Origin of the sequence: Amycolatopsis bartoniae (genome assembly GCF_014191255.1) — a bacterium.
Lineage (GTDB): Bacteria > Actinomycetota > Actinomycetes > Mycobacteriales > Pseudonocardiaceae > Amycolatopsis_E > Amycolatopsis_E bartoniae.
Genome location: NZ_JACHWH010000012.1, coordinates 129,037 through 141,398, shown reverse-complemented (window position 1 = coordinate 141,398; position 12,362 = coordinate 129,037). Strand labels below are relative to the sequence as shown.

Genomic DNA, 12,362 nt, shown 5'->3' with positions numbered 1-12,362 from the left:
TGCCCCACCGGCCGCCGTCAGTGGTAGCCCGGCGATGCCACCGGCCGCACCTCGACCCCACCGCGGACCGTACCCAGGTTCGTCAGCGTCACCTGCTCCAGGCCGTTCCCCGCGCCGCCGTCGCTCGTCACCGCCAGTGCGAGCGTATTGCGGCCGGACGGGTCGAGGATCCCCGTGGGGAGCACGAAAGTGTGTTGCGGCCCGACGTCCGCGACGTACTGGCCCAGGTTCCACCCGTTGAGGAACACCAGCACCCGGTAATGTCCTCCCGAACGCGGCACCGACGGGTCGCCGATCGTCAGCCCCAGCGAGGCGTCCTCGCCGCGGGGCACGCCGAGGTCGAACGTCGTGCGGTACCACGTGGTGCCCGGCGCGGCCGAGGCAGTGGGCACCGTCGCGTCCGCCCACGACGCGTCCGGATAGCCGGGCAGCGTCCAGCCTTCGCGTTCGCCCGCCAGGCCGCCGTTGTTCAGCGGCCCGCGCACGGGATCCGGGACCCCGCCCTGGATGCGCCACGTCGCGGCGACCGAAGCGGAGATCAGCCCGCGCCCCTCCTTGTGGGCGTCGTTCACCCCGCCGTCCTCGTTGTGCGAGTCGTCGCGCACCATCACCGACAGCACGTGCGGGCCGTCGCCACGCAGCTCCGGCGGCACCGCGAACGTCGCCGTGCCCGTCGTCGGCGGCGACGAGACCCCGGTGGGCAGCACGTTCTGCCCCAGGTACCGCCCGTCCAGCCAGGCCTGCACCATCCCGGCGCCCCCACCGCCGTACGTGAGCGACACCTGCTCACCCGTCGTGCCCGTGTAGCGCCCGCGGTACCAGACGTCGCCGGTGTGGAAGCCGTAGTCGTCCGCGGTGAGGACCGGCTGCCCGGACGGCGGCGGCGTGGTGCTGTTCGTGCTGGTGTGATCGGCCACCTGCCACGCGCTGTCGTCGTACGCGGGCGCCGACTCGGGTGAGCCGGGCGCCGACTTCCAGCCGGTCAGCGCGGGCAGCGAGACCGGCTGCGCCCCGGGCAACCGCACGAGGGCCTGCCTGCTGCCGGACGGCGTGGGCACGGTCGGCACCCACCGCCCGTTCCACAGCACGATCGCGCCGGGCCCGAACACCTCCAGGCCACTGGCCTCGCGCGTGTCGCCGGTCAACGCCAGCACCGGGCCCTGGGACGACGCGGTCCGCACCAGTTCGGGCCCGCGGACCAGCACCGGCCCGGCCGAGGTGTCCTGGCGCCAGAACGTGTCCGCGGTCGCGTCGTCCGCCAGGAGCAGCGTGACCGGTGCCCGCCCGCCCCCGCTGATCCGCACCCGCGCGAGACCCTGGTGGACGTAGTCGAGCCGCAGGTCGCCGCCGTTCCACGTCACCTGCACGTTCCCGGACAGCACGTCGACGCGCGGACGCTGCGCGTACCGCAGGACGGTCTCGCCGGACTCGCCCGGCCGCCCGTGCAGCAGCACCGTTCCGTCCACGGCGGTCATGATCTCCGACGTCGAGTACACCAGGTGCTGGCCCGCGAGGTCGAAGTCCGCCACGAGCTGCTTGGCGTCCTGCCCGTTCAGCCGCGACGAGACCGTGTAGTTTCCGTCGCTTGTGGACACCGGGAACGTGAACGTGTCGTCCGTCGTCAGGTTCGACGGGTTGTGCACGGGGATGTAGAAGTGCGTTCCCGTGTCCGGGTTGACGTTGTGGTACACCTTCACCGCGGGCGAGGACGGCGTGACCGGGTCGCCTTTGTCCACTTTGGTCACCGGCGGCACGGCCTGCAGGAAGTAGCCCAGCTCCTTCATCGTCGCCGCCTTGGGCCGCAGCTGCCTCGCCTCGTCGATCGCGGCGCCGTAGTCGTAGGAGCTGTACACCACGGGCGCGGGCAGCCAGCCCCACGACGTGCCGCCGAAGGTCATGTAGAAGTTCTGCACCGTCAGCCGGTTCGCGATGTTCGTGCCGTAGAACACCCGCTCGTAGCCCGGGCCCTGCCGCACGGCGGTGCACGGGTACGTCCCGTTGCTGCCCCAGTAGTCGAACCAGCCGCCGCCGAACTCGGCCGCGAAACCCGGCGTGTTCGGCGACGCGCTCGCGCCGCCCTTCGCCCCGCCGGGGCCGTAGATGCCCCAGTCCGGCGCGACGCTCGGGCTGCCCGGCGTCGCGTCCGTGTGGCAGGTGCCGCCGGGGTAGCCGTCGAAGGCGTACAGGTCCACCTTGCCCGGCACGGTTCCCGGCACCCCGGAGTTCGCGGGCACCCAGATCCCGTTGCGGCCCTTGTCGTTGTGGAAGATCGGGACGCTGATCCCGTCGGCCCGCACCTTGTCGTAGAGGTGGGCGAGGTAGTTCTGCTGCGAGGTGCCGGTGGCGGCCAGCTCGTTCTCGATCTGGTACAGGATCACCGGCCCGGTGCCGTCGGTGAACTGGTGCCGCGCCAGGATCTCATCGATGTGCCCGAGCCACTCGTCGGCGGCCGCCAGGTAGTCCGGCGCGTCGCTGCGGGCCCGACCGTCCTGTGTGGACAGCCAGCCGGGGAAGCCGCCCCCGGTGACCTCCGCGTTGATGTACGGTCCGGGCCGCGCGATCACGTAGAGACCTGCCTGCTGCGCGAGGTCGAGCACGCGGTCCATGTCCCGCACGCCGGTGAAGTCGTAGACGCCGGGCGCGGGGGAGTGGTAGTTCCAGTCGAAGTAGATCGAGACCGCGTTGTAGCCGCTGGCCTTCATCTTCTGCAGCACGTCCAGCCACAGGTCCGGGCTCGGCAGCCGGTAGGGGTGGAACTCGCCGGACCAGAGGAACTGCCGGTGCCCGTCCAGCAGGACCGAGTACTGGTCGAAGCTCACCTGGTGCCGCGGTGGCCGGGCCGCGTGTGCGGCCGGTGCCGGTGCCACGGCGAGCGCGACCGTGGTGAGCGCGGCGAGCAGGAGCGCGAGCAGGCGTCGGAACCTCACGGTGCCTCCTGGGGCGCGACGGCGAGCAGCGAGATGATCGCGAGGCCGCGCTGGGCGGCGTCGTTGGTGGCGAAGTCGCCCTTGGGGATCTCCTCGATGCCGGTGCCCGCCACGGGAACGGGCGCGGGCCACGGCTGCCCGGCCGGATCCGAGGTGAACTGGTCCCAGCCGCGCTTGCGCAGCGCCGGGTCGCCGAGCTGCTCACCCGCCCAGGCGGTGACGCGGGAGTAGATCGTCTTGAACACCTGCGGATTGAAGTCCCGGCCGTAGCGGGCAATCTTCTCCGCCGACGGCGCCTGCACGTAGCGGGCGAAGTCCAGGTAGGTCCGCCGGAACTCGGGCACGTCGACCAGGTCCAGCGCCTCCCACAGGATCTGCTCGCCGAGGAACGCCATCGCCAGGTTGTAGCCGCCGTCGAAGTCGCCCTTGCCCAGGTTCACCAGGTGCCCGGTCGCGGGGTCGAAGCCCACGGCACCGCCGGCCTCGCCGGTGAACAGCCCGGCCGGGAAGGTCGCGATGTCCCGCATCCCGGTGACGATCCGGTCGCGCCAGCGCACGTCACCGGTGCGTTCCCACTCGGTGAGCCAGTTGCTCACGAGCGCGTACCAGTCCGGCCCGATGCGGACGCGGGCCGGGGCCGCCGTCTGGGGCGGGAGTACCTCGCGCAGCGGGTCCACTGTGCGCAGTGTCTCGTCGGCCTGCAGCGACGCGCGGATCAGGTCGCCCAGCAGCTCGTCCGCGGTGAGGTAGTAGCAGAACCGTTTGGTGAAGGATTCGCCGACGCGGGCCTCCTTCGCGCCGTCGCCCCAGTGCACCACCGCGTGCCGCGAACCCAGCCCGGCGAACCGGCCACTGTGGTGGGTGTCCACTTCGGACACGTGCTGCGTCATGGCGCGGGCGAGCCGGAACGTCCGCGGGTCACCGGAGCGCAGGAACGCGTACCACAGCAGCGCGTCGGTGCCGAGCTCCGCGTTGTCCCACGCGTAGCCGCCGACGTCGTAACGCCACTCGTGACGGTCGGCGTCGTAGGTGTGCATCACGTCGCCGTAGTGCCAGAAGCCGTACCACTCCCGCTGGTCGGCCTGCCCAGCGTAGAAGGCGACGTCGCGGTCGATCGAGTCCTCCAGCGCGGCCCGCGCCGGGGTGCTGCGGTCGCGCAGACTCCAGCGGCCGAACACCCCGGCGGCGTGGTAGGTCTCCGGTGCCGCCACGAGCTGCGGGGGAGCGGTCTGCGTGGTCGACAGTGCGGCGATGGTGGCACGGGCCGGGGTCGCCGCCAGCGCCCACAGGGTCATCTCCGTGGAGCGGACCATGCCCTGCGGGGTGGCGAATCCCGCTTGGACGTCCTCATAAGACAGATCGAGCCCGTGCGCGACGGTGTCGTAGGTCCGCAGGTCCATGGCCGGGGCCAGCGGCGAGTACGACCAGAGCGTGACGGTGGCGGTGCCACTCGCCGCGTCCCGGACGTCCAGCGACCGCGGAAAGCGCTGCCAGAAGTCGCGCATCCCGAAGCCCAGCCCACCGCTCACGCCGCCCGCGTACCCGAAACCGGACGCGCGATCCCCGCGGCCGGCGTGCTTGAGCCAGCTGCTCCGCCCGCTGGTGCGCTTCCACACCGCGTAGTGCCGGGACGACTCCTGGAACAGCGTGAAGTCGTTCCACAGCGCCAGCTGCTGGTAGCCGTCGCGGACCTGCTGGCTCCATTCGGCGACGGGCGGGGTGGCGGTGCCGTCGACCTGCGCCTTGCGCACGGCCGCACCGGGGTCGCGCCGCAGCCCGGTGAGCACCCGGACCGGCTCGCCCCACACTCCACCCGAGACGGTGCCGAAACGGATGTGCCGGTTGTGCGGCTCGTCGGTCATCGGCACCGAGAGCCGCAGCCCGAGCCCGCGCACGAAGTCCCGGTTCTCGTCGGCGTCCCAGAGGAAGCTGTGCACCAGGCGAATCGATTCGGCACCCTCACCGAGATAGATCCGCAGCGTCCACGGCAGGATCGCGCGGCCACCGTGGCGGTAGCGGCCGGTCGCCTTCACCACCGCCCGCACCGGTCCGGACTGCTCGACCTCGACGTGCTCCACCACCCCAGTCCAGTCCTCGGGGCGGCCGTCGTCCGGCTGGTCCTGCAGGCGCAGCACGAGCGTCCCGTCCTGCGCGGTGACGCGAGTTCCCCGCCGCAGCGACCGCAGAACCGTGGTACCACCGGTCGCGACCCGGACCTCGACGGTGCCGTTGGCGAGCACGACGTCCTGACCCGCGCGGCGCACCGTGACGGGCGCCGCGGGCGCTGCCGGTTTTCCCGCGGTGAGGCGGAAAGTGGCCGCACGGGCGCCTTCGGACACCGCGTGCCCGGACCACTTGACCGTCCCGTCGGGCCAGCACGCCAGCGGCCAGGACTGCACCGGAACGGGCGTGCCGTCGCCCGCGGTCAGCGCCAGCGCGGTGTCCTTCGCGAGCACCCCGCGCGGCCACGGCACGCCGAACGCGCTGCCCGTGCTCGCCGCGGGCGGCCCGTCGAGCCAGTGCAGATCCACGGAAGCGCTTTCCGCCGCGCCGGCCGGAAGGTCCAGCTGCGACAACACCGCGGTGGCGGCCACGCCACCGAGAAAACCACGTCGGCTGACCGGGAACTTCGAGGACATCCTTGGCCTCCGCTCTCCAGAGGTGCGCGGGCCGGACGCGGACCGAAACGATTCAAGCTCCGGCCGGGAGGCGTTGTCAAGGCTCGCGGGAAAGCGCTATCCCGATTCCGCCGTACGGCCTACCGGGAAAACGCGTTCCAGCAGGTCAGCGCGTTATGCGTGGACACAGGGTTGACGTCGTCGAAGCGGCCGCCCTACCGTTCGGCCACACCGATTCGACGACGACCGGTAGCCGGCCGGCACACGGCCGCCGAAGGGAGCACTGCGATGGGCGGACGGGGTTTCCGGCTGGGGAGCAGGGGGCTGGCCGCGGCGCTCGTGCTGGCGCTGGCCGGTCCGCTCGCCGCGTGCGGCGGTGGTGCCGGCAGCGGCGGGCAGACCACGATCCGGTTCGTCTGGTGGGGCAACGAGGACCGGGCCAAGGCCACCAACGCCGCGGTGCAGAAGTTCATGGCCGCCAACCCCGGCATCAAGGTGGAGACCGAGTACGGCGCCTACGACGCGTACCTGCAGAAGCTGTCCACGCAGGTCGCCGGCGGTGCCGCGCCGGATCTGATCCAGCTCGACCGCGCGACGCTCGGCGAGTACCAGCACCGGCACGCGCTCGCGGACCTCACCTCGTCGGTCGGCAAGGAGCTCGACGTCAGCCAGGTGGCGCCGGAACTGCTCGCCGGCGGCAAGATCGACGGCGCCCAGTACTCGATCCCCGGCGGGCAGACCACCCAGATGGTCGCCTACGACCCCGCGGTGTTCGCCCGCGCCGGGGTCACCCCGCCCACCGGCCCGGGGCAGAACTGGACCTGGGAGCAGTTCGGTGACGCGATGGCCAGGATCGGCACCAGCGGCACGGCGGGCACCACCGACTTCGGCTGGGCGGTCGACTGGTTCGAGTCCTGGCTGCACCAGCACGGCAAGCAGCTCTACACCGACGACGGCGGGCTCGGTTTCACCGCCGCCGACCTGGCGCAGTTCTGGAACCTCACCGGCGGGCTGCGCCAGCGCGCCGCGGTCACCCCGGCCACGGTGACGACCAAAATGGACGGTTCAATGCAGAACTCCGGCCTGGTGACGAAGAAGTCCGCGTCGGAGATCAACTACGACTCCAGCCTCACCGCGTACCTGTCCTCCTACGGTCCCACGATCAAGGCCGCGCCGCTGCCCACGGACAGCGCCGAGTCTGGGATGGCCGCCATGCCGCCGGTGACGTTCGCGGTCACGCAGCGCTCCGCGCACAAGGACGCGGCGGTGCGGCTGCTGAACTTCCTGATCAACGACCCGGGTGCCGGGCAGGTGCTCGGCACCACCCGCGGCCTGCCGGCCAACCAGCAGATCCGGCGGCGCGTGTGCGCCGCGGCGCAGGGCGGTGACAAGGCGGTCTGCGACTACGAGGCCTCCGTCGCCGACCGGGCGCGCTCGGCCACCGGCCTGTGGCCCAGCGGCTCGGCCGCGGTGAAGCGCGACTTCCAGCGCACCTACGACGACGTGATCTTCGGCCGGATCAGCGTGGCCGACGGCGCCGCGCGCGTGGTCCAGTCGGCCCAGCAGTCGCTGAACAAGTGACCGTACCGGCCGCGCCGCGGGAAGGGAGGTGACCATGACCCACTCGGTGCTCAGCCCGCCCGCGCCGCCCGGCGACCGGGCCGTGGCCCCCGCCCGGCGGCCGCGCCGTGAGCGGCAGGGCGCGGCCTACCTGTTCCTGACCCCGTGGTTCGCCGGGGTGCTGCTGCTGACCCTCGGGCCGATGGTCGCGTCGCTGTACCTGTCGTTCACCGACTACGACCTGTTCGACCCGCCGCGGTGGGTCGGCTTCGGCAACTACGTCACCATGTTCACCGCCGACGACCGGTTCTGGCACGCGGTCGGCGTCACGGCGCGCTACGTGCTGCTGTCGGTGCCGCTCAAGCTGGTGCTGGCGCTCGCGGTGGCGCTGCTGCTGAACCGTGCCCGGCGCGGCACCGGGCTCTACCGTTCGGCGTTCTACGCCCCGTCGCTGCTCGGCGCGAGCGTGAGCGTGGCACTCGTCTGGCGCGCGATGTTCGCCACCGACGGCACGATGGACCGCGTTCTCGCCGCGTTCGGCATCCACACCGGCGGCTGGGTGGACCAGCCGCAGTACGCGCTGCTGACCGTGGTGGCGCTGGCGGTGTGGCAGTTCGGCGCGCCGATGGTGATCTTCCTCGCCGGGCTCAAGCAGGTGCCGCGGGAGCTGTACGAGGCGGCGGAGCTCGACGGGGCCGGTGCGATGCGGCGGTTCCGCTCGGTGACGCTGCCGATGCTCTCGCCGGTGCTGCTGTTCAACCTGGTGCTGGAGACCATCCACGCGTTCCAGGCGTTCACCGGCGCGTTCGTGGTGAGCAGCGGCCGCGGCGGGCCCAGCGACTCGACGCTGCTCTACACCATCTACCTCTACCAGCGCGGGTTCACCGACTTCCGGATGGGCTACGCGTCGGCGATGGCGTGGGTGCTGCTCGTGGCCGTCGCGATCATCACCGCCCTGCTCTTCCGCGGCGCCCGCAGGTTCGTGTTCTACGCGGGGGAGGAGGCGCGATGAACCGGACGAAACCGCTGCTGTGGCACGTGCTGATGGTCCTCATCCTGGTCGTGCTGCTGTACCCGGTCATCTGGCTGGTGTCCACGTCGTTCAAGCCCGCGGAGGAAGTGGTCTCGACGCTGGCGCTGCTGCCGTCGCACCCCACGGGCGGCAACTACGCCGAGGTGTTCAACGGTGTCGCGGGCTACGGCGTGTGGCACTACTTCGGCAACTCGCTGCTGGTCTCCGGCGGCGCGGTGCTCGGCAACGTGGTGTCCTGCGCGCTCGCCGGCTACGCCTTCGGGCGGCTGCACTTCCGGGGCCGCGGCCCGCTGTTCGCGTTCATGATCTCCACGATCATGCTGCCCCAGCACGTCGTGCTGATCCCGCAGTACGTCATCTTCCAGCAGCTGGGGATGGTCAACACGTTCTGGCCGCTGGTGCTGCCGAAGTTCCTGGCCACCGACGCGTTCTTCGTGTTCCTCATGGTGCAGTTCGTCCGGACGCTGCCGCGCGAGCTGGACGAGGCCGCCACCATCGACGGCTGCGGTCCACTTCGGACGTTCCGGTACGTGATCGCCCCGCTGCTGCGGCCCGCGATGATCACCACCGCGATCTTCACGTTCATCTGGACCTGGAACGACTTCTTCACGCAGCTGATCTACCTCAACGACCCGTCCACGTTCACCCTGCCGCTCGCGCTGCAGACCTTCGTGGACCAGACCACCCAGTCCGCGTTCGGGCCGATGTTCGCGATGTCGGTGCTCGCGCTGGTGCCGATCGGGCTGTTCTTCCTGGCCTTCCAGCGGTTCCTGGTGGACGGCGCCGCCACGACGGGGTTGCGCGGATGAACACCGTCCGCCCACTGGTGCTGCTGTCCGAGGTGCTGCTGATCGGCGTCCTCGTGACGGTGACGTCGCTGCCCCTGCTCACCGCCCCGGCCGCCGGTGCGGCGGGCGCGGTGCTGCTGACCGACCTCGTCCGCGCCGACCGGACCCCGTCGGTCGCCCGGTACCTGCGGTTGTTCGGGGCGGCGGTGCGGAACCCGCTCGCGGCGCTCGCCCCGCTCGGGCTGCTGGTCGTCGGCGGGCTGGACGTGCTCGCGGTGCTCGCCCGTGTGCCGGGCGGCCGCCCGTTCGGCTGGCTGCTGGGCGCCGTGCTGGCCACCGTGATCGTCGCGGGCCTGCGGACGGTGGTGTCCTGGGCGCCGGACCGGTCGTGGCGGGAAGCGGCCGCGCGGGGCGGCGAGCTGACGGTGCGGGACCCGCTGGGCAGCGCGATGCTCGCGGTGGCCGTGGTCGTGCTCGCCGTCGTCGTCACGCAGGCACCGGCGTTCGTCGTGATCGCTCCGGGCCTGCTCCTGCTCGCGGCGGTCGCCGTGCCCCGGCGGCTCGGATGACCCGGCGGGTGGTGCTCGCCGGGGCGGGCGGCTACGGCCGTTCGTACCTGCGGGAGATCGCGGAGCTGGAGCGGGCGGGGCTGGTGGAGCTCGCCGGGGTGTGCGAGATCGCCGAGCTGGACGAGGAGGCCCGGCGCCTGATCGGAAACCGGCCGGTCGCCGCGGATCTGCCCGCGCTGCTGGCCGCGACCCGGCCGGACCTCGGCGTCGTGGCCACGCCGATCCACACGCACGCCGAGCTGGCCGCCGCCGTGCTCGACGCCGGAGCGCACCTGATGCTCGAAAAGCCGCCCGGGCCGCTGCTGAGCAGCTGGCACGCGTTGCGGAAGGCGGTCGCCGACCGCGGGCTGGCCTGCCAGATCGGGTTCCAGAGCCTGGGTTCGGCCGCGGTGACGAGGCTCGCGGCCGCGGTCCGCGACGGGGAGCTGGGTTCGGTGCGCGGGATCGGCGTCTCCGGCGCCTGGTCGAGGACCGACGAGTACTACCGGCGGGCGCCGTGGGCGGGACGGCGGGTGCTCGACGGCCACCCGGTCGTCGACGGGGCGCTGACCAACCCCTTCGCCCACGCCGTCGCCACCGCGCTCGCGGTGGACGGCAGCACCGGCGTGGACGACGTGGTCTCGTGCGAGGTCGAGCTGTGGCGCTGCCGGGACATCGAGGCCGACGACACCTCGTGCCTGCGCCTGCGGACCGCCCGCGGCACCACGGTCGTGGTCGCGGTGACCCTGTGTGCCGAGCGGGAGTCCGAGCCGGTGCTGGTGGTGCACGGCAGCCGTGGCCGCGCGGAACTGGTCTACACCGAGGACCTGCTCACCATGGACGGCCACACGCGGCGGTACGAGCGGGTGTCCCCGCTGCGGAACCTGCTGGCACACCTGGACGACCCGTCTGTGGGATTACAGTCCGATGTGGACTCCACGGGTGGGTTCATGCGGGTGCTGGAGGCCGTGCGGACCGCGCCCGAGCCGTCCCGCGTGCCCGACGCGTACCTGCGGCGGGAGGGAGAGCGGGTGGTGCTGCCCGGGGTCGAGGCGCTGGTGACGCAGGCCGCCGAGCGGCTGGCGACCTTCCGGGAGCTGCGATGACGGCCCTGTTCGTGCACGGCATCGAGGTCGCCCGCTACGGCGAGGACGCCGACGACCCGGCGCGGGGCATCGTCGGCAGGCCCGCGCTCCACCCCGTCCGCACCCTGGGCGGGGCGGTGCTGACCGACGAGCACCCCGCCGACCACCCGTGGCACCGCGGCGCCGGGCTGGCACTGCCCGATGTGGACGGTGTGAACCTGTGGGGCGGACCGACCTATGTGGCCGGTCGCGGCTACGTCCCCGGCGAACTCGGTGTGGTGCGGGGTGAAGCACGCCTGGAATGCGGCGGAATCCGGGACGGGCTCACCTGGTGCGACGCGCGGGGCGGCGTCCTGCTGACCGAGGAACGCACGGTGCGCGCCCTGCCGTCCGACGGCGGCTGGACGCTGGACTGGCGCAGCGTGCTCACCGCCACCCGGCCCCTGCGGCTGGCGAGCCCCGGCAGCAACGGCCGGGCGGGTGCGGGCTACGGCGGGTTCTTCTGGCGCTTCCCCGCCGTGCCGCGGCCGGTGGTGTCCGTGCCCAACGGCGCCAGGGCGGACCGGCTGGCCGCGATCGGTCCGGAATGGTCGGTGACCCTGTCCCAGGTCACGGCGGACCCGTGGTTCGTGCGCACGAGCGAGTACTTCGGCGTCGGCTCCGCCCTGGCCTGGGACCGTCCGCTGCCGCTCACGCCCGGGCGGCCCCTCGTCGTGCACCTGCGTGCCGACGTGCGCGACCTACCGGGCGGGGGTGCTCTCCCGCAGGACCACCTCGCCGCGCGCCCGCCGCACCCGGGGCGGGGTGCCGGGCTCGCCGAGCACGAGGTTCAGCGCGGTCTCGCCGATACCGGCCAGGTCGATGCGGACCGTGGTGAGCCGGGGTACGACGTCGCGCAGGGTCGCGATGTCGTCGAACCCGGCCACCGCCATCCCGTCCGGCAACGCGATGCCGTGGTCGTGCAGCGCCGCCATCGCCCCGACCGCCATCACGTCGTTCACCGCGAACACGCACTGCACGTCCCGCTTCGCGGCCAGCAGCTCCTCCATCGCGCGGTAGCCGCCGTCGCGGGTGAACTCCCCGTGCACTACGTTCCGTTCGGCGAGCGTCACCCGGTGCTTCGCGAGCCCGGCGCGGAACCCGGCCAGCCTGTCCTGCGCGGTGACCAAAGTGGACGGTCCGGCGAGCACCGCGAAGCGCCGGTACCGCAGCCCCACCAGCGACTCCGCGAGCGCGTGCGCCCCGGCCCGGTTCTCCACCACCACGGTGTCCACGCCGAGCCTGCGCTGGGTCACGGCCGCCACCCGGCCGCCGCCCGCCTCGAACCGCTCGATCTCCTCGCGGAGCCGGTCCCGTGAGCCGCGGTCCGTCGTCCTGCTGCCGATCAGGACCACCGCCCGCGCCCGCTGCCGGCGGAAGGCCGCGACGTACTCGGCCTCGCGGTCCGGCCGGTGCCGGGTGCTGGACACGGCCACCACGAGCCCGGCCTTCTCCGCCTCGCTCATCACCCCGGACGCGACCGTCGAGAAGTACGGGTCGGCGATGTCGTGCACCACCACGCCCACCACGTTCAGCCGCCCGCGCACCATCGCCTGCGCGGCGGCGTTCGGCGTGTAGTTCAGCTCGGCCGCGGTGCTCAGCACGCGCTCCCGCAGCTCCGCCCCGACGACGCGTGTGCTGCCGTTGAGCACCCGGGATGCGGTGGCGGGGGAGACTCCCGCCGCTCTGGCCACGTCGAAGAGCGTCACGTCAGTGGTCACCCTGGCAGCGTACGTGATTCCCGGGGCCTCCCGGAAAACGCTT

The 12,362-nt window shown here is 72.5% G+C and carries 8 protein-coding genes and 1 pseudogene; 6 read left to right on the top strand and 3 right to left on the bottom strand.

Translation table 11 applies throughout. From position 1 onward, the window contains the following. Positions 1-17 precede the first annotated feature (17 nt). Positions 18-2,927: a beta-galactosidase gene (locus FHX82_RS33170; protein ID WP_145935216.1), complete on the bottom strand. Its 2,910-nt coding sequence runs from the start codon at positions 2,925-2,927 to the stop codon at positions 18-20. Beyond that, positions 2,924-5,566 carry an exo-rhamnogalacturonan lyase family protein gene (locus tag FHX82_RS33165; RefSeq protein WP_145935215.1) on the bottom strand — a complete coding sequence of 881 codons (2,643 nt, stop codon included), beginning with the start codon at positions 5,564-5,566 and terminating at the stop codon, positions 2,924-2,926. The genes FHX82_RS33170 and FHX82_RS33165 overlap by 4 nt, the downstream gene beginning before the upstream one ends. A 267-nt stretch (positions 5,567-5,833) precedes the next feature. On the opposite strand from FHX82_RS33165, the gene FHX82_RS33160 reads away from it, so the two are divergent. From FHX82_RS33160 to FHX82_RS38120, 6 genes and pseudogenes are all read left to right on the top strand, one after another. Beyond that, on the top strand, positions 5,834-7,126 hold the full coding sequence (locus FHX82_RS33160; RefSeq protein ID WP_145935214.1) for an ABC transporter substrate-binding protein: 1,293 nt from the start codon (positions 5,834-5,836) through the stop codon (positions 7,124-7,126). A gap of 34 nt (positions 7,127-7,160) precedes the next feature. After that, positions 7,161-8,117 (top strand): carbohydrate ABC transporter permease, encoded by a 957-nt coding sequence (locus FHX82_RS33155; RefSeq protein WP_145935213.1) that lies wholly within the window; start codon positions 7,161-7,163, stop codon positions 8,115-8,117. Beyond that, on the top strand, positions 8,114-8,947 hold the full coding sequence (locus tag FHX82_RS33150; protein WP_145935212.1) for a carbohydrate ABC transporter permease: 834 nt from the start codon (positions 8,114-8,116) through the stop codon (positions 8,945-8,947). The genes FHX82_RS33155 and FHX82_RS33150 overlap by 4 nt, the downstream gene beginning before the upstream one ends. Then, the gene (locus FHX82_RS33145) at positions 8,944-9,495 is read left to right on the top strand and encodes a hypothetical protein (protein ID WP_145935211.1); all 552 of its coding nucleotides are present in this window, start codon (positions 8,944-8,946) and stop codon (positions 9,493-9,495) included. The genes FHX82_RS33150 and FHX82_RS33145 overlap by 4 nt, the downstream gene beginning before the upstream one ends. Next, positions 9,492-10,580: a Gfo/Idh/MocA family protein gene (locus tag FHX82_RS33140; protein ID WP_145935210.1), complete on the top strand. Its 1,089-nt coding sequence runs from the start codon at positions 9,492-9,494 to the stop codon at positions 10,578-10,580. The genes FHX82_RS33145 and FHX82_RS33140 overlap by 4 nt, the downstream gene beginning before the upstream one ends. Continuing rightward, positions 10,577-11,233 (top strand): annotated as a pseudogene (locus FHX82_RS38120) (DUF6807 family protein); the annotation flags it as partial. The gene FHX82_RS33140 and the pseudogene FHX82_RS38120, both read left to right, overlap by 4 nt. A gap of 66 nt (positions 11,234-11,299) precedes the next feature. Here FHX82_RS38120 and FHX82_RS33130 read toward each other — a convergent pair. Continuing rightward, positions 11,300-12,319: a LacI family DNA-binding transcriptional regulator gene (locus FHX82_RS33130; protein ID WP_229880307.1), complete on the bottom strand. Its 1,020-nt coding sequence runs from the start codon at positions 12,317-12,319 to the stop codon at positions 11,300-11,302. Positions 12,320-12,362 lie beyond the last annotated feature (43 nt).